Annotated in this window: 22 protein-coding genes and 1 tRNA gene; 1 reads left to right on the top strand and 22 read right to left on the bottom strand. The window is 52.3% G+C overall.

The window, feature by feature from the left end:
- The first annotated feature begins 144 nt into the window (after positions 1-144).
- A complete protein-coding gene (locus RB2501_RS13670) occupies positions 145-2,421 on the top strand; it encodes a hypothetical protein (RefSeq protein WP_015755445.1) in 2,277 nt (758 codons plus the stop codon).
- A 162-nt stretch (positions 2,422-2,583) separates the two neighbouring features.
- On the opposite strand, the gene RB2501_RS13675 is transcribed toward RB2501_RS13670, so the two are convergent.
- The 22 genes from RB2501_RS13675 to RB2501_RS13780 all read right to left on the bottom strand — a co-directional run bounded on the left by RB2501_RS13675 (position 2,584) and on the right by RB2501_RS13780 (position 22,792).
- Positions 2,584-3,246: an SDR family oxidoreductase gene (locus tag RB2501_RS13675; RefSeq protein WP_015755446.1), complete on the bottom strand. Its 663-nt coding sequence runs from the start codon at positions 3,244-3,246 to the stop codon at positions 2,584-2,586.
- A gap of 350 nt (positions 3,247-3,596) precedes the next feature.
- A tRNA-Pro gene (locus tag RB2501_RS13680) sits at positions 3,597-3,670 on the bottom strand.
- A gap of 351 nt (positions 3,671-4,021) precedes the next feature.
- The gene (locus RB2501_RS13685) at positions 4,022-4,441 is read right to left on the bottom strand and encodes a hypothetical protein (protein ID WP_015755447.1); all 420 of its coding nucleotides are present in this window, start codon (positions 4,439-4,441) and stop codon (positions 4,022-4,024) included.
- On the bottom strand, positions 4,441-4,794 hold the full coding sequence (locus RB2501_RS13690; RefSeq protein WP_015755448.1) for a D-Ala-D-Ala carboxypeptidase family metallohydrolase: 354 nt from the start codon (positions 4,792-4,794) through the stop codon (positions 4,441-4,443). Before RB2501_RS13690 ends, RB2501_RS13685 begins: the two co-directional genes overlap by 1 nt.
- Entirely contained in the window at positions 4,791-5,024 is a 234-nt protein-coding gene (locus RB2501_RS13695; protein WP_015755449.1) for a hypothetical protein, read from the bottom strand. The genes RB2501_RS13690 and RB2501_RS13695 overlap by 4 nt, the downstream gene beginning before the upstream one ends.
- Positions 5,021-5,620 carry a hypothetical protein gene (locus RB2501_RS13700; RefSeq protein ID WP_015755450.1) on the bottom strand — a complete coding sequence of 200 codons (600 nt, stop codon included), beginning with the start codon at positions 5,618-5,620 and terminating at the stop codon, positions 5,021-5,023. Before RB2501_RS13700 ends, RB2501_RS13695 begins: the two co-directional genes overlap by 4 nt.
- Before the next feature lie 77 nt (positions 5,621-5,697).
- Entirely contained in the window at positions 5,698-5,931 is a 234-nt protein-coding gene (locus RB2501_RS13705) for a hypothetical protein (RefSeq protein ID WP_015755451.1), read from the bottom strand.
- Positions 5,928-6,482, bottom strand: a complete 555-nt coding sequence (locus RB2501_RS13710) for a hypothetical protein (protein ID WP_015755452.1) — start codon at positions 6,480-6,482, stop codon at positions 5,928-5,930. Before RB2501_RS13710 ends, RB2501_RS13705 begins: the two co-directional genes overlap by 4 nt.
- Positions 6,482-8,629 carry a hypothetical protein gene (locus RB2501_RS13715; RefSeq protein ID WP_015755453.1) on the bottom strand — a complete coding sequence of 716 codons (2,148 nt, stop codon included), beginning with the start codon at positions 8,627-8,629 and terminating at the stop codon, positions 6,482-6,484. The genes RB2501_RS13710 and RB2501_RS13715 overlap by 1 nt, the downstream gene beginning before the upstream one ends.
- Positions 8,626-9,177, bottom strand: coding sequence for a hypothetical protein (locus tag RB2501_RS13720; RefSeq protein WP_015755454.1), 552 nt, complete (start codon positions 9,175-9,177; stop codon positions 8,626-8,628). Before RB2501_RS13720 ends, RB2501_RS13715 begins: the two co-directional genes overlap by 4 nt.
- Positions 9,174-10,772 (bottom strand): hypothetical protein, encoded by a 1,599-nt coding sequence (locus tag RB2501_RS13725; RefSeq protein WP_015755455.1) that lies wholly within the window; start codon positions 10,770-10,772, stop codon positions 9,174-9,176. The genes RB2501_RS13720 and RB2501_RS13725 overlap by 4 nt, the downstream gene beginning before the upstream one ends.
- Positions 10,773-10,774: 2 nt before the next feature.
- Positions 10,775-11,092 (bottom strand): hypothetical protein, encoded by a 318-nt coding sequence (locus tag RB2501_RS13730; RefSeq protein WP_015755456.1) that lies wholly within the window; start codon positions 11,090-11,092, stop codon positions 10,775-10,777.
- 256 nt (positions 11,093-11,348) lie between these two features.
- The gene (locus tag RB2501_RS13735; protein ID WP_015755457.1) at positions 11,349-13,520 is read right to left on the bottom strand and encodes a hypothetical protein; all 2,172 of its coding nucleotides are present in this window, start codon (positions 13,518-13,520) and stop codon (positions 11,349-11,351) included.
- 4 nt (positions 13,521-13,524) lie between these two features.
- Complete coding sequence (locus tag RB2501_RS13740) at positions 13,525-15,687, bottom strand: hypothetical protein (RefSeq protein WP_015755458.1); 2,163 nt, start codon at positions 15,685-15,687, stop codon at positions 13,525-13,527.
- Entirely contained in the window at positions 15,687-18,557 is a 2,871-nt protein-coding gene (locus RB2501_RS13745; RefSeq protein WP_015755459.1) for a coiled-coil domain-containing protein, read from the bottom strand. Before RB2501_RS13745 ends, RB2501_RS13740 begins: the two co-directional genes overlap by 1 nt.
- Positions 18,550-19,140 (bottom strand): hypothetical protein, encoded by a 591-nt coding sequence (locus RB2501_RS13750; protein ID WP_015755460.1) that lies wholly within the window; start codon positions 19,138-19,140, stop codon positions 18,550-18,552. Before RB2501_RS13750 ends, RB2501_RS13745 begins: the two co-directional genes overlap by 8 nt.
- A complete protein-coding gene (locus tag RB2501_RS13755) occupies positions 19,106-19,567 on the bottom strand; it encodes a hypothetical protein (RefSeq protein ID WP_015755461.1) in 462 nt (153 codons plus the stop codon). The genes RB2501_RS13750 and RB2501_RS13755 overlap by 35 nt, the downstream gene beginning before the upstream one ends.
- Positions 19,521-19,736 (bottom strand): hypothetical protein, encoded by a 216-nt coding sequence (locus RB2501_RS16305; protein WP_015755462.1) that lies wholly within the window; start codon positions 19,734-19,736, stop codon positions 19,521-19,523. The genes RB2501_RS13755 and RB2501_RS16305 overlap by 47 nt, the downstream gene beginning before the upstream one ends.
- Before the next feature lie 10 nt (positions 19,737-19,746).
- Positions 19,747-20,649: a hypothetical protein gene (locus RB2501_RS13765; RefSeq protein WP_015755463.1), complete on the bottom strand. Its 903-nt coding sequence runs from the start codon at positions 20,647-20,649 to the stop codon at positions 19,747-19,749.
- Positions 20,650-20,667: 18 nt separating this feature from the next.
- Positions 20,668-21,201: a hypothetical protein gene (locus RB2501_RS13770; RefSeq protein ID WP_015755464.1), complete on the bottom strand. Its 534-nt coding sequence runs from the start codon at positions 21,199-21,201 to the stop codon at positions 20,668-20,670.
- Positions 21,201-21,764: a hypothetical protein gene (locus RB2501_RS13775; RefSeq protein WP_015755465.1), complete on the bottom strand. Its 564-nt coding sequence runs from the start codon at positions 21,762-21,764 to the stop codon at positions 21,201-21,203. Before RB2501_RS13775 ends, RB2501_RS13770 begins: the two co-directional genes overlap by 1 nt.
- A complete protein-coding gene (locus tag RB2501_RS13780) occupies positions 21,764-22,792 on the bottom strand; it encodes a hypothetical protein (RefSeq protein WP_015755466.1) in 1,029 nt (342 codons plus the stop codon). The genes RB2501_RS13775 and RB2501_RS13780 overlap by 1 nt, the downstream gene beginning before the upstream one ends.
- Between the last annotated feature and the right edge of the window lie 3 nt (positions 22,793-22,795).

Consider the following 22,795-nt stretch of genomic DNA (forward strand, 5'->3'; position numbering starts at 1 on the left):
ACCCTAATAATCAGCGACTTAGGTTTGCCTTGTCATGCATTTGACACAGCAGTTTTGTGGTCTTGCCCGGGTATGGGTTTCTGGTCCATGCCGGGTAAGTCACACAATCAAGCTGGAGAAGTATCACCACAAAACAAAAGCATTATGGAAGCCAAGTACAACACCGGTTGGAAAACCACAAACATCACCCCCCGCATCCTCCTCTTTTTATTGGCAGCGTTCGTCGTGGCTGCCTGCAGCAAGGAAACCGCGCTGGACCCCATCGGCACGGATACCTGCCAGACCAACCCATGTGGCAACCCCGACATATGCCCGGATGCCTGTACAGGCACTCCCCCCGCAGAAACGGTTTTTGCGCTTACACGTGACGATCTCACCCCGGAAGGCAACATAACGGAGACCGAAGAGGGGTACCTGTTGGAAGGAACGCTGACCATGGAAACGGCATCCGGCGAATCGGTTGAATTCCTGGATGCAAACCTGGATGTGCGGTTTGATGAAAACGGTTCGCTAAAAAGCATCAGCGGATCCGTACAAATCCCCTCCCCGAAGCGATACTTTGAATTCACCGAACCCCTCCGCGCAGATATCGGATATTTTAGCGGGGCATTCCTGAATGAAAACCGGGATTTTGAAATCCTGCTGCTGGATGAGCACTCCTATTTTGTTTTTGCCATCGCGGCCTCTTTTGAGATGAAAGTAGCCACGAACGACGATCCGGATGCTACCAAGCCGTTGTCAGTAAAACCCCCCATTGGCGGGCATATCACCTACATCGCTGATTATTCGGACCCCATGTTTTTCTTCTCCAGGGGGAAGGATGGCGGCCTTGGGAACGACGGGGACGGCGGGGACGGCGGAGATAGCGGCTCGGAAATAGTAACGGGCAGTTTCGGCTATTCGCACAAGGGTAACCTGCTGTACGAACCCACACAGCCGCTGGAGGAAATCGTGCGCTTTGATGCCTATCGCGTCTACGGGGGTACCTTCCCCTTCTGGAATGTATTCGAAGCCAGCGGGTTGCGATACGAAACTAAGGGGTTCAGCGGCTCGATATTCCTCGAGGAGCTGCTGGAAAGCGACCTGACCTACGATTACCGCATGGGCATCAATGGGGAACTCGAATTTTCCCTTGACATCACCTCTTTTATATCCTTCGGGTTCCCCATCGGGGCGGGCAGTACGGCCGTAGTGGCCGAAGCCGGCACGGACGGCACACTATTGGCCAAAGCATTTGTCAACGGTTGGGTGGATCCGGATCTGAGCTGGTGGCCGGAAATGATCCCGGTAAAGCCCGGGGGGCAACTCAAAACAAGCGGGTATGCCGACCAGACCGGGAAATTCGAAATCGGCCTCTCGGGCGGGTTTGAAGTGGAAATGCCCTCCGGGAAGCAGGGCCTGGAAGGGACCCTGCAGGCAGATAATGAGGCGCTTACCCTGGACGGGCAGGTGACCATCGATGATGCACAGTGGTCGGCCCATGCCGAATTTACCAAAGAGCAGACTCGTTTAATAGCCAGTCCGCCCGAGAATTTTGCTTCCGGGATCCCGGAGATGGTTACAAAGCAAATTGACGATGCCATCGCATTGACGGAACAGGCCCTGGAGGATCTGGAAGCCGCCAATGAAGCCTATGAATTTGAGCTGAGCCTGCGGGGGCTTCGGACGGCCATGCCTACCATTATCGACCGGGCCAGGGATGCCATTGACGATGCGGTGGATGACGGGATAGAAAGCGGACGGGAAGAGGCGGATAAAATATTGAAGGAACACAACCGGGTCCTGTGCGACGACAATATCGATTCCAAGGTAAAAGGCCTGGTCAAGCCCTACCGGGACGCCCTGGACCGGTTGGAGGAAGCCGTGGCTAATTCCAATGACAATGCCCAGACCCGGGCCGCGTTGGAGGACGCCCTGCGCGACCTGGCCGGTCTCAAGCGGATCGATAAGAGCGTGACGGTAAAAATCGAACACGGCAGTAAAACATTCGGGTGCGGCTCCGCGTGGAAACTCACGGCCAACCGTACCATCCGAGTTACTAAGACCATCCTGAGCTCCAGCGAGGTAGACAAAATCCTGGAGGCGGCGGACAATGTACAATACATTGCCGAGGCGGATGGCATCCGGTTCGATGCACAACAGCTCGTAGACGAATTGCCGGTCCTGGAGGAGTTGGAAAACCTGAAAAACAATGTGGAAGCTTGTGTTTCTGAGCTCACGGAAGGCATCGGCGACGTGGGGTTTGAATTCAACCACGCTACCCGGGAATTCCGTCACTTCATGTTCATCAATGGCGAGGAAAAGGAAGTTGGCGCTTTCAATATCTTCAGCGGCGAGGAGTTGATTTCAAATGCCCGCCTGGAAGTAGGCGGCTGTACGGCTACAGAAGAATATGCCAAGCTGATGGGTCGGATGAAATAGTCAGGCGGACCCGTTGCCCGGGACTGCCCCCATAAACAGGAGAAGGCTGCGAAACACGCGTGGTAATCAATAAAACAGCCGGCCTCAAGTTGTTGAATCTACAACCTGAGGCCGGCTGGATTATGCTCCCTGGCGTTCGCGTGATCCGGTGTAGGGGCCTCCTCAGGAAGTTACCTTTTCGATGGCAGCCGGTATTTCCTCCCCGCCGGAACTCATCTCGATTGTTTTCCCGTACGTCTTTTTATTGTCCAGGACCTGCAGGATGGTTTCGGCTACGGCCTCCCTGGGAATCTGGCTGCTCACCTTCCCTGGATCTGCGGACATGGTAACCTTGCCGGGCGAGTCTTCATCCGTCAATTGGACGGGTCTTAAGATGGTATAATTCAGTTGGCTCCTTTTCAGGGCCTCATCGGCGTAGTGCTTGGCGATGTAATAAGGCTTCATCCCGTCGGATTCGCCCCATGACGAGCGGTCATCGGCATGGGAGGCGCTCACCATCACAAAGCGTTTTACGCGATGCTTTTGAGCCGCCTCTATGGTTTTGATGGCCCCATCCAGGTCGATCTCCATGGTTTTGCCCGGACCCGTTTTCCCGCCTGAGCCAGCTGTAAACACCACGGCGTCATAGTTCTTAATGACATGCTCCAGGGCTTCGGGCGAATTTTCCAGGCTCTCTACTGCTACTTGGATGCCCTTATCCTCAAAATACGCGCGCTGCTCTTCCTTTCGGATAAAAGCGATTGGGTTATGCTTTTCTGAATTCTTGAGTTTATCGCAAACCATCCTGCCGATTTTTCCGTTGGCTCCTATAACTAATACGTCCATTTCTTTCTTTTTTTAATAGTATCGCCATTTAATCCCGCCCCGGCAGGCTTTATCCATGAATCTTTTAATGGTTTTACTCCGGCAGTCGGGTAAACCTGGCGGCTGGATTACGCTCGCTGGCACTCGCGTGATCCAGAGGTGGGGGGAACTGAAGCAAACCCCGACAGCGCTTGAATCACTGGATTACGCTCGCTGGCACTCGCGTGATCCAGAGGTGGGGGGAACTGAAGCAAACCCCGACAGCGCTTTGCGCTGCTCGGTTTTGTATTTCACGCCCCTTTGGAAAGCGAGCTCTCCGCGGGGCTTTGAAATACAAAACCCCGACGGATTCTCCGTCGGGGTTTGCTTCGTCGGGATGACTGGATTCGAACCAGCGACCACACGCACCCCATGCGTGTATTCTACCAGGCTGAACTACATCCCGAATGGTCCTATTTTATAAGGGGTGCAAGAAACATACAAGTCTTATTGGATCCGCTAAAATTGATTATTTGCGAAAAAATTGCCCAAATTGATGCCTGGTAATTCAATTAACGAGGTGCAAATTTAATGTAGATAGGGGACATTTTTAAAATTTTCGGTCAGTAATTACGCCTTGATATACGCACAAATAGTCACAACACATTAATTAACAATGTGTTGTTAATATCGAAATAGATTTATTTGCGAAACTTTGCAATAATTTCGTACATTCAACCTGACGCAGGGATGCGTTTCTTGTTCAAGTTTGGTTGGTTATTTGATTGACCCCCTTCGCTACTTCGAGGGGGGTTTTTCATTTCAGGTATCTCCGCATCGCGGTGGTCCAACCGAGATATGCACCTATCGCAACTCCGGCCACTCCAGCGGCCACTATCCATCCCCAGGGGAACGCCTGCCGATCTGTTTGCTTGTTCTTTTTCAGGCTCTCTATACGCCGATTAAGTTCTTCAACTTCCGACACCTCCGGGCATTCAGCCTCTACCGTTACCACCTGTCCGATCGTATCGTAGACTACTTTTACCTCGGCCCCCCTTTCGCCTTTGTAGACTTCTATTCTTTTATTAGGCTTTCGGGGGATCTCAATAAATACTTTGTCGCCCGGGGCTTTTCGGGTAATGGTGGATGTTTCAAAAACCTTGATGCGTTCTTTGTTGGTTTCCACCTTCCGGGAGCCGCAAGAAGCTAAGAGTAATATGAGTAGAAGCCACCGCATCAGTAGACCCAGATTACTTCCTGTGGTTTGTCCGGGTCATTGTCCACGTGAATAAATGTGGATGCAATCCCAATACGGGTAAACCCGGCCACCTGTAAGGATTTGATGATGTTGTACCGGCTCACGGAATCCCGGCAGGCGATATCCGCAGCAAACCCGCGAGTATGCGCAGAGCCATCTACGCCCCCTACCCGGTCATTATACTGAGGGGTTCGATACCCGGAGGTAATTACAAAAGGGATATCCGCAACCTCCCGGGCCTTGTCCAGCATTTTAAGAAAGCCTAGGTCCATCTTCATGCCGGATCCTGGGGAGTCCGGGCTGTCAAATTCAAATGTCGAAAAGTATTTCATTTGTGCGATAGTTCACGCTCCCAGTCTGCCCGAAGACCTCCGACCTCCAGATCGGTATAACTGCGAGCCTCTTGTTCTACTTCCTTTATCCGGGTCCTGAGTTCGTCGATTTCCTTTTCCCGCTCGTGCATACCCTTGACTGTGTACCCGGCGAAATACGCCCCGGAGCACAGGGAAACCACAATAGATCCGAAAATTGCAATGGTTCGCCAATCAACTGCTTTTTTCATAATTCCCAATCATCTTTACTTAGATCCATCCCATAGATGTAGGTCAGCCCGCCTTCATCGTTTCGCCACTTGACAACCGGAACAGACCCACCCCCAGGGGTTAAATCATCTGCCTCAATCGGTGTTCGGGACCGGTACGCCGCCCAATCGCTTTTGTGCCATGAAGCTGCAATCTCCGGGGCCACCTCCTCTTTGTCCACTCTACCCAGGGTTGCGATCCGGTCGGTGTCGTACTTGCGCTCATAGGCTTTGTTGAAGTACACCCGCTTGAAATTTCGAGACAGTGGGTCATATAGCTTTATCCAAACCGGAAACGGAAGGTCATCCAGATCCCGGGAGTCATTTACGATACGAGAAAGAACATTTTTTATGCGGGCGTCAAGCAAATAGTTTTCAGTTCGTAGGCTATCCACTTGGCGAGTACGGGCTTCCAATCGTTCGTCCAATACATCCTTTTGCGCCTGGGCCTGTACCCTGAGCGTATCATTACGGAATGCCTTGAAACTGGCAAACAGCAAACTGACGTAAATTCCTACATCTTTCGCAAAGCGCAGTATTCGTTTTCGGTAGTCTGGGGGAAGGGCAAATGGAATCAAGGCTCACGACTTAAAAATTTCCTGGAATTCCGTGACAATCCACCAGAGGGAATAAATCGCTATGATGATCCAGATAATCATTTCCTTCCCGCTACACGTTTCGCCGTGGACACCACCAGGCTTTTCAGCTCTGCAGGGACAAACATTGCCATAAAAGCCATCCCGAAAACTACCAGGTCGTGCCAAGTCCATTCAATGGGCTGATCGAATATGTAATACGCTACAGCCCGATACCCCTGCGCCAAGAAAATGCACAGGGCAATAAACCACAGGATCGACGCGCCAATGTTTTTTAACTTCTCGCTACTCATTTCTTTAATTTTGTCGTTAATAATACCCAAGCGATAACCGGCACCGCCGCAATCATCTCGCCCTCCGCGATGGTGTGATCCCACCAAAAGGCTGAGATAAACCCGCCAATCCCGACTACGGCTCCCAGTACGGCGAGAAACCGTCCTACTTTGGTTTCAGGATAGAACAAAAGGTTCAAATACACCGATGCAATGGCAAGGCCCGTAAATATGAGGTGCGCGGTTTGCACCCAGGAGGTGGGGCTGTTCACTCCAAAGATGAGCACCCCGGCAAATAGGATGGCGGTCGCTGCGCACAGGTGCCGATTGCGGACCCACTTGATGCGAAATAGGTTCAGGATAAACAGGCCCTTCCCGGCCAGGGGGTGTGCCATGGAGCGGATGGTGAACGTGGCCACAATTCCAATCAGGGTTGCATTTAGCCAGGGTTCATTCGCAGTTGCATGGTTCTGGCTCCAGCTCTCGGCCAGTTTCAGGACAACCATGACCAGGATTCCCAGGCTTGAAAGCCCAATCCAAAAGCGCGTCCAGTTGTAGGCAAGTTTTTCCATCAGTTTATTACAAATTTGACAGCCCCTGAATTGCCGCGCGCGCTTCCAATAAGCGAAGGGTTTACAACAACCCAGTTCATTGTCGCTGCCAGCGTGGTGAAAGTTCTGTTGAAAGCCGCTATTGCGTTTCCCGCGGCGTCTTCTCCGATGATATTGTAATTGTAAAGCGTTCCAGGGGACAGCGCCGGGGGATTGATACCCGCCCCTATGGTTTGACTGTGCCGGTCCAGAAATTGCGAGGATAGAACGGTTGTCGTGCCATATCCGGTAGTCAGTCCGTACTCAATCTGCCCCGTGGCTCCCTCATCCAGATCCCAGGTTATTCGGGCCGATGTCTGGGTTATCTGATCCACCGTTACCGATGTGACTGTTGGAGCCGTTACGTCACCCCCTCCTGTGTACGGGATTTCGTCACCGTGCAAAGTATTTTGTTCGATCACATAGGCCTCCGGGTGGTTGGTGCTTCCCGAGGTGGGAACAAAAAGGTTTGCAAATACTTTGGTCAGGTCGATGTTCCCGGAGGCAAACGGCCGGGCAATAATTTTCGTCCCTCCGTTATTTGTTTGGCTTGATTTGGTACCTGTCGTGTTGTGGTTGGTCCAGAATCTCACAAGAGCGTTCTCACCCCGATCTTCGCAGCTTTCATCGAGTTGCATCGACCAAATTTTATTGAAAAACCGGGTTTCCTCATTGCCGTTAGGAAACGAGTTGGTGGGCTTTGAAACGTCCATAACCGCCCATCCTTCGTTTAAATAGTGTTGCGCTCCGATATGGGATATTTCTGCGGCATTGGCTATCTGAGAAACCATGTCAATATGAACACCCGCCTTTGGTCCTTCTATGGGGATCATAATTACGTCCCCGCCTTTTCTTCCAATGATTACGCAATTTCCCTGGATTGATATCCCCAAATCAGCATGCCCCATATAGTCTGATGGCGATGTGCCGCCAGCTGTGGATCCTTCAAAATTTCCTAGGTAAGCCCCATCAGAAACCCGATAAACATGGATAGCAGCCCCAGAACCCGAACCCTGGTCGTTATTAAACATCACGTGATCGCCTTTGGGGCAGACATCAAACTGTCCGTTTCCAATAATAAATCCAGTTGGCGGCGTAAAGGTTCGCTCTACCACGTTATCAACCAAATCGTATAGAACACCTAGAGGTTGGTGATTATACGGGTCATTTGCTCCAGAGGAATATGTTTCAAATGCCACATACCGCATATCCCAAGAGAATCGGTTCTCGCCAGTCCTGGTAATTCCTCCTGTTCCGTTCCCGGCTACTCTCGGAGAAGAAGTGTAAATCGAAGTCGCTGATCCGTTGTTGTACCGTTCAAAATTCGGAGAAGGCGAAGTGCCGTAAGTGTCGTAGAAAACCGTATCGGACGGGGTTAAGAGTTCAGTGGGCAGATACACATCGAAAAAGGTGTTATTAATTACACTATAAGAATCATCATCCACTCGCAAAACCACTTTGCCGTCCTGCTCGTGGGGGCGAATAAACTCGTAGCCGTCTGTCATTCTCGCTACTCGCAATTGTTTGGGGTATCCCATTGAAATGCGGCGGTCGTTGCCGTCCCTGGTCCTGGACGTTATCCGCCTTTGGCGGGTTCCCCAGTAGTTTGTGAACCAGTTAAAATCCCCTGGGTCGGAAATCTGAATATCTGCCCAGTTGGTCAGTTCGTAGGTGGTTGTCTCAATCGGATAAAGCCCTGTCCGTACAGGTAGTTGGTAGGAATAGGTGGTGTTGTATGCGGTATTTGTCGCTCCGTTGGCGTGGATACGAATACGGTACCTGGTATCTGCGGTGAGCCCGTAAATAACGGCTGTGGTTCCGGTGATGCACACCTTTGGCGTAGTCGACCCGCCTGCCGGGGTGTCGTTGGTGCAGTCAACCGTAGGAGAAGAAAACCCTGTCGTGTTTGAACTGGGCAGATAGTACCCGAAAGTGTCGGCTACAGATTTTATCTCAACCTCATAGCTAGTAGCACCGGCCACCGATTCCCAGGCAATTTCCACGTGGTTTAGCCGCTCGGCTGTTCTGCGAAGCTGGCTCCATGGACCCGTGTAGACTTTCCCGGTATATCCGCTGCTTTGGGCGGCTGCCGAGAAGGATAAAAGCAATATGGGAACGAGGTACTTCAATTATTTTTTGTTAAAACGATGTTGTCAATTCCGATTTGGTCGTTCAAATTCGCTGCGCTGAGTAATGCCACCCTTAGTTCGGGGTTGTCTACGGTTGCGGTCGCTCGAAGCGAGGTGTCCGTTATCCACCCTCCGCTCGACGTGTTGAAGTTGTCGGTTACGTCCCACCCTAAACCGCTGGGCAGGGCGATGGTAAAGGCGTTGCCAACTATTTCGTTGTAATCAATTGACACTGTGATGTCGTCCCCGGTTAAAACTCCCACTAAAGTGATGGAGGCGTTTTCGGTCCCCAGTCCGCTGGCTGTATTTTTATTGAACAGGAGGTAGTAGGTTCCGTTTGTGGGTGTGGGAGAGGTTTCACTTGTCACTGTCACATCCCCCCCGGCGTTTCCGGTATTGGCCGTTCCGTTGACCTCGTTCACGGGATCGGCGGCGTTCTGTCCGTCAAAAATTGCGGTAGGTGCCCCTTGTTGCAATGAAGCCAAAAGCATCTTGGACTGGCCGGATGCAGTCAAACAGGTAAACAGCAATATGAAAAATATTCTCATCGCTCGAAATAGAAATAGTCAACGGTGGTACCGTCGTGTGAAACTTCAAAGTATATGGCCATCTGAGTGGCCGCCGCGAATGCCGTGGTGTTCGGAAGCTGGTTAAACGTCAACCCGGTTCCGGCCAGGGTCGGAGCGGATGCCCGGTTGATATAAACGGTCAAAGTTTCCCCTGGTTCGCAATCTGACAGGGTGATCGTTGCGGCGTCCGCGGTCTCATCATTATACATTTTCCAGCCGTCCATTGCGATGGTGGCAGAGGTCACAACGGTTGCGGGTATTGGGTTGTCAATAGCGGCCAAAGTGCCCGCTCCAAAAGTTTGACCTGCTGCATTTTGCCTGGAAATCCCGATAATATTTGTTATAACATAGGAACCAGGCGGCTCGCCTGTAATGTCGGAGTTGATTTTTCGTTCCATTTCAGGAAAAAGGTCGCCCTTGCGGACTACTCCGTCATTATTCTCATAGCCCGCCCCATAAACTTCGCCGGGGACTGTGGGTGTGTTTGTGGGAAAGTCAATCCCCCCGGACCCGTCAATGGTCATGGCTGCTACCCCGTTGGCATCAATGTCAAGCTGACCCGAAGCGTCGATGTCAATTGTCCGAACAGCTGCCGGCAGGTTCTGGTCACCGCTGGCCAAGTTCGTGGTGGGAAGCGCGGACACATCCACCCCGTCTACTGTTCCTGGGGTGATTATGTTGCCAAAAATCTCCATGTTCCCGTTGTCCCGATCTAACCGCATGGCATAGCTGGAGAGGTCGCTGGCCCGGCTCCACGAAAACCAATTGTTGGTTCCATCCGCATAACCGCCAAACCAAAATCCAACCGGAGTTCCTGTGGGGTTGTCGGCAAGCATTTGAAGGCGCACATCTTGCCCTGTTTGCTCGTTTTCAAAACGGGCGGCGGCTACGAGTTCCGATGTGGTCTGAAAGGTTTTTTCACCGGTCACATCCTGAGATCCGGCAATCGTAACGTCGTTCGTGCCGTCGGTGTCCAGGTTGGGGTAAAGGGTTGATAGTTGAGCGGAAAGCGAAGCCCAGGTAAATCCGCCACCGGCATCATAGGTTAAATTATATCCTGCTGTTGGTACATTTGTGACACTTAGCCTGTTTTCCAGAATAGCCCCAGGCGTGATGTCCGTGTTTTGAATAGACCCATCTAAAACGTCGGTCCCGGTAATACTGCCGTCCGCTATCTTGGCGCTGTTCACAGCCCCATCCTGGATGTCATTTCCGACAATAGTACCGTCTGCTATCTTGACGGAAGTAACGGCGTCATTGGCTATATTCCCATTCGCTACAGCTCCAGCATCCAGCGTCGCGTTATCCGCATCCACCACGGTAAACGGCCCTACGTCCCGGGCAGTTCCGAGGCCGTCCCCAACATTCACCCATCCAACCGTCACCGGATCCCAGGTGACGTGATTCCCTTTGGTGCGGTCGTAGTAGAGAGAACCGCGGACCTTAATGCTAGAGGGAAGCGCATTGAGTTCTGCGGTTGTCAGGGTGTCCAACAATACAGCGGTTCGCTTTACCACCTGAGCCGAAACTCCCAGGGTAAACAAAAATGCGAGTACAAACAAAATTTTCTTCATGGCTATACAGGTGCAGGTGAATCTTTTGCGTAGCGGTCAAACTTGGTAATGTCGTCGATGTGGCCAGCTCCAGGATCGAAGGGAACCGCGATGACCTCGCCCACCACGTAAAGTTTGGCAGACGTGATGTCGATGATCTGGTCGCCAACCTCCCAGGCCGAGTAATTCGTGCCAGCCCCTTTGCGTACCCGGTAGCCGTCGATTATTGGGTAAAGGGCGTTTTCAAGCTCCTTTCTTTGTGCTCCGGTCAGGTCCGCCGGTGATTTGGCATTCTCGTAGATGCCATTGACCAGCACCGTTAAACTTGCAACATCTGACATTTTCTTAACTTATTGTTTCAAATATAACTATTTGTTCCATACGTCACACTATTTTCCGTGTGGTTTTCAGTTCTTTAGCGTACCTTGTGTCCCTATGGGAATCGTACTTGTCATCCTATTTCTGGCCGTTTGCGGGGCCGCCGGGTATTTTCTCTTTACCGGGATATTTGATGCCGTGGCCGGCAAGCCCAATCCCCCGTACATCGATCGGTCTGTGCATCATCATTATCACGATGAGAGGTCCGTCCACTACCACCTACCCGACGGCGAGGAACGCACCATCCGTAAAGCGCACGAACGTACCATCGGAAAGTCTGAGTAGACTCACCGTGGTTCCCGTGGGTATCTTTCCGGTTCCCCCGCCTCCTACTGTTCCTGTGCTCGGGTTCAGTACCGCCTCACTCGACACTTCATTCAGTCCATCCCCGGTATAGGCGAATTCGCATTCAACGTTTGAATAGTTGGAATCCCCGAGTTCCTCGGCTTCAATTCCACCGAGCCGGACCAGCTCCATATCTTCAATGAGCAAAGTGCCGCCTTCGGCCATTGCCGATACCAATCCAAACTTCACCCACTGTTTGGGGGTCATAAGCGGAATACTCGCTCTTTGATCCGTTCGTTGCTTTTGGGAGAGGGAATACACTTCATCGGTCCCGTCGAAGGTTTTGGATTCCCCGAAAGGTGTAGGCCGGATGCGGCCTTTTACCCACATAATCCCCTGGTAGCCGTCCACAAAGACCATATCCCCCAGGTTTTTAAAGCCGGACCACTGAATTTTCAGGTATTTACTGGTGTCTGTAATCCTTCGGATGGCCTCGGATTGGTAGGTGACCTCAATTTCACTCGAAGAATACCCGGCCTCAATCCTCAGAAAAGCCCTGTTTGATACCTTACTCATCGGGAAATCCACCCGGAACAGGTTGTAGTCGTGCCGGTTGTAGGTGGCCTGAACCGTGTCATCTGCTGCCGCCGCGATACTCGCATCCACGGTAAAGTAGAGAACCCCCAAATCCGTGTCGTAGCCGATTGATTTGATTTCTTTGGTGCCCAATGCCCCGAGGCTCACAAACTGCCCCACCTCGGCCCATGAGGGTAGCCCCGAGCTGTACGGGCTGTCCCCGACTACCGTAAGCGTTCCAGGCTCGTAGAGGTCGCCTCCAATGAAATACACCCCAGTCACCCCCGTTGAAACCGGATAGGTCCGGCAATCCACTTTCTCAGCCACCCCGATATTCTGCTGGATTTCCAGAAAGTTCAAATCCTCTTTGGTGCCGTCGCATTTGAACAGGGTGACCTGGTGGAACGGGAAACTTGACTTGAACTGAGTTTGTATCTGGTCCTCGGCGGTGAAATCGAAAAACACTTTTTTCGGCAACCCCACGGCTTCCTCGAAAGACAAAGCAGTGTCGTAGTTCTTCCGACCGGAGCTGCGCCGGGAGAATGACAACGAATTGAAATCCGATATCCGAAAGTATTTCAGCGTGGAGCCGTTCGCCGCATCCGCATAGCCCACAACCGTGACTGTCTTGGAGATTTCGCAGCCATACACATCCCGGATCCACAGCTTGTAAGTGCCGTCCAGGACCCCTGGGAATACATTGGAGGTTTGATAGGTTCCAGCTGCAACCGCGTCCGAGGCAGTAAGTGAATACTCAATTGGGGTCACACCTGCCACAGGAGCCGGCCAGTTTACTGTCAGGTCCGCAGATCCCGCCGCTGGGGTAAGCACTGTTTCAAAATTCGCAGGGGAGAGTTTTCGCGGCACGTTGACTTTACCGTTGGATTCGACCGTGGGCTGCGATAAATTCCCGTCATTGTCTACAATCCAAATCTTCGCCACGCTATCCCGGGCCAGTGCAATGGTAGTGGTGTTTCCGTTCCACCCGGGTATCTGCTCCACTCCATTGACCACCAATGAGTACGGAGCAACCCCTGCGGTAGCCGTCACGTTGTAGTTGATCACCGAACAGTACCCGGTGCCTTCTTTCACCACGGAGATTACCGGAGTAACCGGGTCAGCAGTATTACTCGGCGGGTCGATATCCACAATAAGAACGTTCCCGTTGTAGATGGACCCGGCCAGGAACGTACCCGTCTGGGCGGTCAGGGTCACCTCATTTCCCACAACACTTGCCTGGATGTTTGCCTGCTGCAACCCGCCGGTGAGCTGAACACCTGTAAAAGACCAATCCCTGTTAAAGGCGTTTGCGTAATTGACGGCCTGCCCGTAGTTGGTTGAACTCTCCAATCCAACCTGGTAAGGAACCTCCTGGAACTTGTAAGCAGATGGCGCTCCCTGCACCAGGTCCTCGAACATATCCACCACCTGGCCTCCTGCGGTTTGAAATTTGATATTCACCCGTCCCCTGGTAAGCGGAGAGAAGTCAAGCTCCTGTACTGTAAACCGTATTTTGATCGTTCCTGCCATTGCTTTATGCTATTCGGGCCTGCACCAGCTGCCACTTGCCCTCGTTATTTGTATTCACGCTCACCAAACGCCCGTACTCCACCCCGTCTTTGGTCAGGTAGGCCACCTGTCCTTCCAGTCTTTCATCGCTTAGTAGCTGTTCGATGATTTCCTGACTCACCGGATGCTCAAACTCTACAGACATCGGGTAGGTAGTTGATTTTGACAGCCGAGAATGCGGTATGTTCTGCCCTTCCTGCAGGGCGTCCTCCCCGGCTTTTTTGGTGATCAGGGATTTGTTGCAATTCGATGCCGCGAATTTTAGAGACTCCGAAAAATATTTCGGCTGGGTCCAGGCCGTGGCAATCTTCCAGGCGTGGCGCTCCAGTATTCGAGCGGGGGTAAATGCCCAGTTGTAATTCGTGGCCGCGGAATAAACGTTCACCGGCAGAGACTCGTAGTAATCACTCCAGTCTTTCAGGGCAAACAGGGACCCGGAGGGTTTGGCATCAAACAAAAACCAGTCTTCGTCATACTCGGCATCTACTCCCGGGTTGTCCTCGTACTGTTTGGAACGTTGCAGTTCGGCATCCTCAGCTCCGGTTCGAATATCGGTAAGGGCCTCATACGGGGAATCACTCCTTTTGTTAATGGTATTCCAGGTGGCATTCCCACAGATACTCACCAGGTTGTTAACCTCCCCGTAGTCGTTTCCGGTCTTATTCGATCCCAGCTGAACCTTGCCGTAGTAATTATCCCCGATCACCTTGCGTACCACCTTACCCACTTGGGTCAGCTCGAAGGTCTCCCGGGTCTCCCCGATGCGCACCCGGACCTCATTGTTTTGGGTTTCAAGCTCTGGGCCCACGTAGAACCTTTGGGTAAGCCCGTCGAGTACTTGTTTGTACCGCATGGGTTCCAGGATAGAGTGCATGGCCTCGAACAGGTTTTTGAGCGACATCTTCGCCTGTATCTCCTGCTGGTCGTCCTCGCCTTCGTTAATGATTTTGGGCATATTCCTAAGCCAGGTGCCGTGCGCAATCAGTATATCGTACCAATCCCCGCTACTTTGGAAGGCCGGGCCGGTGAATAACCCTGGGGTACCGGTAAACCTTGCGATCAGTCGGTCAAATAGATCCCCTAAACGCATGGCCCGGGTGGTGGTGGGCCGGAATAGTTCGTCCTGCTCAATAAAAAGGTGGCTGTCGTTTATGATCTCAGTCAGGATTCCCGCCCCTGGGGAAGTCAGGATTGAAATACAAAGTGTCTCTCCTTCGGCTAAGAATAAGGGTTCATTATTCCAGGTGTAGGTCATGGTGTTTCCGACGCTCGCTGCGGTTGAATCGAGTTGAACCTTGCGGTCGTACACCAGGTCCTCCCCGTCTTTGAAAATTGATATATCCAAAGAAAGCGGGCCGCCTCCAAGGACCACTCCTTTCACCCGGACGGTTATCTGCCCGCGAAGGATGTAATCCGTGTTCTGCTTTACGTTAAAAATGATCGGGGCACCTGAGAATTGCAGGTCCGCATAGTCTCCACCAGAGGAGTTCATAACCGGGCTGACAACCGAAGTGACTTCCGTTTCTGATCGGTAATCAACCTGGAAAGGAATCGCTCGTGCAGTAAGCCCCCCTCCTGAAGTCGGAATAAGTAGTTCGGTTCCGTCTTCAACTTCGAGCCGGGACCTCCTGAATATCTGCCGGGGGGTAAGAGTCAGGGTTTTTGTGTTCAACTCCCCAATCGATTCCCCGTCCAAAGACACATCCGGCATGATATCGATCTCATCATCCCACCGCTTTTCAATGAGTTCCAATAGCCCCCCGGTGATCACCCCTGCATCTACTGTCTGCTCATCGTCATTGAAGTCCAATGTTGCCAGGTCAATCCCTACATTGGAAATGGTCAGAAGTTCCTCCGCGCTGGAGCGGTCGTTTTTCTCCTTGATGATCAGCCGTACATCCGCGTTCACGCCTTCGATGGCGTTGACCTCCCGTAAGTACTCATACCCTTCCCGAAACAAAGTCACCTTCCCGGCCTTTTTGCGTGAGAAGTATTTGCCCTTGTCTTTTTCACGGGAAATGACATCCTTATTCCCGGCCTCGTAATCTTTCAGAGGCGGGATCTCGGTCAGGCCGGAATCACCTTCGCGGAACAGATAGAATCGTATGTTGTCGTTGCGTCCGAGCATCAGTACCTGGTTACACGCGGTTGCGGATCGATTTTATTGATGATGTTGATTTGGTGTTTCACCCCCCGGAAGCCTTTTCTCAGGCCTCGGTCGATAGAATTCTCCAAATTGCGCACATTGTACCCCGGGACGGTGGCCACCCGTTCCCGTCCGGCGGTGTCCTGTTTCCAAGCCCCAGCCACCCGTTTGAACACCTCGGAGTTCGGGTTGTCCATCTGCTGCCGAAACAGCGGGATATTGCGCAGGATCAGGTCATCCTTCTTGACATAGGTGGGCGTGGTGGTATCCGGGGAAACTTCCACCCGGCCGTCTTTCGATACCCGGACCTCTCGGCCGCGCTCCCCCCAAGTGGCCAGACCCTCGTAATCATCCATCAACCCTTTACCGGTAAAGAATGCGGGGAGGGATTGGGCCAGTACCGTTGCCAAGGCGATTCCGGTCTGGGTGGAGATAATTGCCATAGCCCTCGGCAAGTAGGATGGGTCTAATGACAGTGGAAATATATAACTGCTGGCGGTGGCGTTTGCCCTGGCCTGAGCATCAGCTAAGAAGATTCGCGCCACTTCAATAGCCTGCTGCAATAAAAACTCTTGTTTCTGTCTTTTTTCCCTTTCTTGCTGACGCTTCTTTTCATTCTCAGCCCGCTTCTTTTCAGCGATTTCGATTTGCTCCTCAGTGGCGTTCTTGGAGTTGATTATGGCATCAAACGCCTCGTTTTGGAGTTCTACCTCCCGCTCGGCGCGTTGCTCGGCAATCTCAAAAAGTGAGGAACCTAAATCGGATATTCCGCTTAAAGCATCTTGAGCCAATTCAAGCCTAGCCTCTTTTTCTTCTTGAGCTATTTCTATTTTGGCTTTTGAGAATCGAAGGAAGGCTTGGAAATCCTGCTCATACCCCTGCTCGAACTGAGCGTTTAATTCATCCTGATCCTCTTTTAATAACTCGGCCAGGTTTTCCATACCTTGGCGAATGCCCTCGGTGTTTAAAAACTGATCTACGTCCGCAGCTATTTGCGGCAACTGGTCATCATCTGCCTGATCGAAAAAGTCAAACACCTCGGAGAGCTGTATCTTCTCCGGGTTGGCAATAAAGCTGTCTTCAAAGGCACCCTGCAGTTCCAGAATCTTGGCCTTGCCGATTTCGATTTGACGGTTGAACGCTGCAAATTCTTCTGCGGTCGTGGCCGTGGCGTCCCGGAGTTGCTCCTGACGGCTGACAAAATCCTGATAGAACCCAATAGATCCTTGCAGGTTTTTAAGGCGGCGTTCCTCAGTCTCCACAATTCCCAGGGTGGCATTGAGTTCGTCCTCCTTCGCTTTGATCTGATCCTGAATCGCCTGGGCCGATGCCCGGTCGCCGACGGCTACCTTGTCCAGGTCCTCCTGGAGGCCTTTGATTTCTTCTCGCAGGTCGGCCACGGTCTGCGAGGCTGCGTTGTTGAACAGGATAGACCCTCCCCCACCGGAAAGCACTTCGTCCTGCCCGGCGGGGCCGATTTCATCCTTCAACCGTCGGTAGGCTTTTATTTGGGCCTGGATTTCTTTTTCTACCTGCCCCCGAAGCCTGATTTCTTCTGCAAGAATGAAATTGTTTACTTGGCCCTGACCAGAAGCTAGATTGAAGACTGAAATAAATTTCTGCCATGTACTCACATTGCTTGCGGTAATGGTTTGGAGGTTTTGAAGTGCAAAATTTGAGGCTTCAATTTGTCCTACCGTAGAATCAAGTCCTTTGATCTGGTTGACCAATTGACCCACGGTGACTGTCAAATCCTCCATTGCAGCATTGAAACGGTCCCCTCCATTGGCAGCATCGTCAAGAATTCCCCCGGCCTGACCAAGTTCCCGACGAGCAATGTTTGCTACCGCTTGCACGAAATCGGGTGTTTGAGCAAGCTCCTGGTTTAATTCCTGAGCCGATATCCCTAAGTTGTCAATTCGGAGCTTGGATTCCTTGGAAAGTCCCTCCACCAACGAATCCCTGAGTTTGTCAATATTCTGTCCGGTTTGCGCTGCCCGGACTGCTAAGAATTCAAAAAGCGTGGCGCTTTCCTCCAACGAAATGTTGAAGTTGTCGAACTCAACCAGGGAGCGTTTAATTTCCAGGTTCGACACAAGCCCACGAGTTGCAGCCTGAACTTTTTCAAAAGCTTGCTCGCCCGAATCACCAAGCCGCTCAAAGGCAAACTGAACTCCTCTTGCCTGACGTTCAACCGCTGCTGCATCGCGAAGAAAGCGGAATCCAATTCGTATTCCTTCTATCAACCCCAAACCGCCAACCAATTGTCGAATAGTAGGAAGCAACCCGGCAATCCCCGACTTATAATTCCCAACATTCCTTTGGAAATCCCCCACGGCCTGATCCGCTCCCCGAACCCTACGCTGCAGGACCTCAATCTCCCGGGCCAGCTTGCGCCCCTCGGCGGTGCTCTGCCGCTCCTCTACCGCTAAATCCTTGTACCGCTCTTTGAGGATGTTTAGCTGGGCAGATTGCTGCCGGTACGCTCCTACAATCGCATTGCGGGCGGTTTCCTCGCGTTTCAGGTTCCTTGTGGTGGCCTGAATCTCTACCCGCTGTTTAATGATTTCCCGGTTGGTCTGGGAGGTGGTCTGCCGGTTGCGCTCCTGCAGGCGAATAAGGGCCCTTTCCAGACGCTCCCGCTCCCGGATGATTTCATTGGCCTGGGAATTTACCTGGTTAGCCTGGCGGGACTGCTCATTGAGCTGGCCGGTGTTGAAAGCCCCTTTGGCCGCACCTTCGATGTTGTTCAGTTGTAAAATGAGTTTGCCCAGGGCCTCGTCGAGTTTCGAGATCCGGGCGAATACATCATCCGCAATCAGTTCGGGTCCGGTAATTTGTCCTTCAGCCATTTTCTTTAGCTTCTTTTTGAGCGTCCAGGCGTTTGCGGGCTACTGAATTGATAGCTTCATAGCGCCCCAGGGGAATGGTTTTGTAATCCTCGACATGAAACCCCATCAGTTCTAGGGAGGCCATAGACCGGTCGTAATCGTCCATGGTGAACTTCGGTTCTTCTCCTTCTTCCTCTGGTTTCTCCAAAGCCTCTAGTTGCCGCTTTGCTTTTTTGACAAGCTCCTTGTGCTTGTTTAGGAGTTTTTTGAGTTGCTGTCCCCGGGCTTTTTTGTCATCACTCCACGAAATCCGCAGCGCCTCAAATAGTTCCTTTTGTTTGTCCTCGGGGGCGGAAGTCACCCAGCGAATGAGGAGTTGCACTTTGCCGTGCTTGCAGGATTCCAGTAGGTACCTCCTGCGGGCTTCCAGAAGTTGGTCGCCTTTTTCATCTTCGCGACTCGCCAGCCAGCGCTCTTTGATTCGCCTCCATGCTCCGGCCCCTACCACCCGGTGTGCTACCGCTTCGTCCCGCTGCAAAAGCCTGATAAACAGGTGCGCCGGGATGGTCTCATAGTTGTAGCCTTTTTCGGATTTCCTCGGCAAAGGCGGGGTAGATTCTTGTCTGAACCGCTTCTGCGAGGTGCTCCGGCGTAAGGCCGAAAATATCGCCGTACTTCTCAACGAGTAAGGGTGTTTTAGAATCTGTGCTTGTGAACGTTGCGGTATTGTTTTCCACGACGAGCCGCATCCCGTCAAACAGACCACCGGTCCATTGAAAATTGTAAGGCTCCCCCTCGACTTTGGGTCGGATCGGGCGGGGGCCGTCTCCGAGTAATGCCTCTATCTCAGTAGCCCGGGAATAGGTCCCGAGCAGTTCGTTTCGGATGTTCCTGCCCGCTTCGAGCTGGATAAGGTTGAAGTCTATGAGATACGCCTCGAATCGTTTAACGACCTCGAATAGTATCCCATAGACAACTTCCTTGCTATTTAGAGCCTGAACCCTTTGACGTACTTGCAGCAGATTTGCCACTTTCCTCCAATTTTTCAGCGCCCTCGTCCTTCCCGTAGTGTTTCTCCACCAAGGAACTCACGTCCTTTTCGGAAAGCTTCGGGTAGCGGTCCTTCACAAAGGTTTTGAAATCCCCCGCGCTCTTTTTGAGGACCGACTTTCCAAATTGGTATTTGCTTGTGTCACTCATGTCTCAAAAATTACGTGGTTGAAATTCTCACCTGGTCCAGATAGTACAGGACTCCCGCACTGGCCACATCGATAATGCCGGTAAATCGGACATAGGCAAGCGTCAACGCCGTGGTGATGTTGATGGTGTACACTCCGGAGCTGTATGTCAGCGAGGCGATGGTGAGGGTGTTTCCATCCTCATCGTAGGCCTCCATGTTCCCAGCTACAATACCGGTCAGCACTTCGCTTCCGCAGTCCTTGGTGATGGTCAGCTCGGCGGTCAGGGTGGATCCGTTGGTGGATTCATTCCCTACCGTTGCCACCGCTGAATACACCTGGTCCACCTCGGAGAACAAAAAGTCCACTTTCACCTCGGCCGGGTTCTTTTCATCCCCCTCGTTGTCGGAGAAGGTGAAGTCAACTGCTGTGTACTCCACCGGGGTTTCCGTGGTGGGCACGCTGCGGTTGCCGACAAAAATTTGTGAAAGGGCCCGGCCCCGGATGGCACCATCGTCCATCGAGCGACCAATCACGAAACCGTTTTTGGTGCGGATAAACAGGCGACCGGTCTTCCCGGACATCTTTTTCACCTCGGCATGGGAACAGGCGCAAATCACACTCTCGGATCGTATCACCTTGGTTGCAGCCGTGGTTTCCTCGCGGATGTCCAGGGCCTGGTCCTCAAAGAACTGGGCCTCGGCAGACTGGTCGGAGAATTTCCCCTTGCCCAGGTAGATGAGATTGCCGGCCGCTACACCTGCATCCCAGTTGGCCTGGTCCTTGAGTGCCGCCGGTGAGGCGAACTCAAAGCCGTCTGCTGCCCAGAATAGTTCAGAATACGCCCCGGTGATCCCTTTTTTATCGATCCCACCAGTTGCGACGATGCTGCTGTTTACAGCGGAATCCCCGCAGGCGTCAGTATATTTACTCATTTTGTTTTCGTATTAACGTTAACATTCATTATTGATCACGCCGTAGCGCACCTTGAGGCGGACAGCAAAAACATGGTAGGGGTGTATGTCTCCGGCCTTGAAGTTGGCAAACACGGAACCTCCGACAACTATTTTTTTAAGGTTGTCAAGCCCGTATTCAATTCCCTCAATGTCTTCCAGGTTTACAACCTTGGAGATTTCGGAGACAAGGTCTAAATGGACCTCCTCATCACTTCGATGCGTTCGGGCCTTGACCTGGTCCAGGTTCAGAGCTGCAACAACCCAAAGGCTGTTTTCCGCCTCCCCTAACACCACCTTCGGGCTTTGACCTTGAACGAAGAACAGCTTATTGCCTTCGCTGAACATCAAATCTTCATACTCCCCTTCCCCAATGTATCTTTGCAGGCTAAACCCGTCGTGGTCCTGATTTCGGTAAACCCGATCATAAAGGTCTATTACTCCCCAGCTAGCAGTAAGCGGATCGTAGATATTCCTTTGAATCTGGTCCACCACCAAATCAATTCCGGTTGGATTTGTTCTGCGGTAATTCATCAGCTTAGGGTGTCATAAACATGGCCCAAATAATTGCCGTATGCCCCGGCTGTAACGGTGGGGATTCTTTCCTGCTTAAAAAGCAACTTTTGAACCCTCTCCACTTCCTTCCAGTAGGTGGCCTTGACCCCCGCCTGTTTGGCGTTCACATCGACAAAAAGCTGCTCAACAAATGCTTTTGTGAGCTTCTCAATGCGGTTGGAACGTGTGGAGGTGATAATGAGTTCTGAAACCCGTATCACCATGCGAAGGGATATTGCGTTGTCAAAAATCCCCACGTTACAGTTGATCTCGCGATCGGTCACATTGTTCTCGGCTCCAAACACATCAGCCAAGACCTGGAGGATTGCCGCTCCCCGAAGCTCAGTCAGATACGTATTAAAATCCGCATCGTTCATATCGCTATCAGGCTGGCAAGCCAGGATGTTCTCCAGCGTTACGGCGCTGTGCTCATCCTGAAAGTAACGGCCGCTTTCCGTGGTCTTGTTGGCCACGGTAAGGGTTCCATTATCACGCCAGTTGACGCGTTGATCCAATATGTCCTTAGCCTCTGCGAAAGTCATTACGAGGCGAGTTGACCAAATGCGACAATCGGGCTTGCATTTGCCGTGGAGTCATACCCGTGGTCTTCTGCGAAGATGATCGCGGCTTCGTACTCGTCCACTACATCCTGCTCGTGACCATTGGCCCCCGAGGTATCCGCGATACCGCGCTTGACGTGCAGATCGTAGATAATCCCGAGTGCAGGATCCTGAACGGTTGTGAACAGACCTTGGTTGTCTCCGACGTCTCCTTCTCCGCGCCGGTTGATCGGCTCGTTCCAGAAGGTCATGCCCGCGAGACCGGACTGCATCCCGTAGCCGTATCCTCCGTTGGCATAAGCCGCCGGAGTGGCCAGGGTTTCTTCTTCCAGAATGGTGACGTTTCCAAACTGAAAGCCCAGGTTCGTGGAGTTTCCACCTCCTTGGGCCTCGCTCTTGGTGAGTTGGGCGTACAGGAGCTGGTCAGCCAGGAACTGGTAAGGACCTGCGTAGTTGTTCTTACGCAGCGCAGCCTTGAAGTTCATCATGGCGTTGTCCTTCTGAGCCAGGGGGTTTTCAAAGGCGTCATTGGTCACCTCGTCAAAGGCGATGATGGAGTCCGTTGCCACCTGCGTTTTTTTGGCCGCAAGTTGGGCCAGTAGGTAGGCATTGACATCCTGACGCAGGTTTTGCAGGGCGTTCTGCATCCCGTGCATCATCTGCTCATCGTACCCGAACTGGTTGTTCTCCGCGATCTTGTAGGAGACTTTCCAGGTTTGGGTCCGGCGCACATAGGTAATGGCTTTCACGAATGAATCCTCGAACCCGGCAGCTGCGTGAGCGGCAGCCTTCGCGGTTCCGGACGCCCGGTAATTGCGCGCCAGGACAACCGCCTCGGTGGGCTGTTTATCGCTGGCCTTCAAGGCTTTTACATTGCGGAAAACCTGGGATTCATTGGCGAGCATCAGCCGCAGGGTAGAATTTTGCCCCTCCCGCATTTCATTGGCTCCCCATGATCCATTGGCTTTTGCAATGGCCTTGAGAATCTGTGTATTGCTGTAATTCGGCATTTT

The organism is Robiginitalea biformata HTCC2501 (genome assembly GCF_000024125.1).
In the GTDB taxonomy this organism is placed as follows: Bacteria; Bacteroidota; Bacteroidia; order Flavobacteriales; family Flavobacteriaceae; genus Robiginitalea; species Robiginitalea biformata.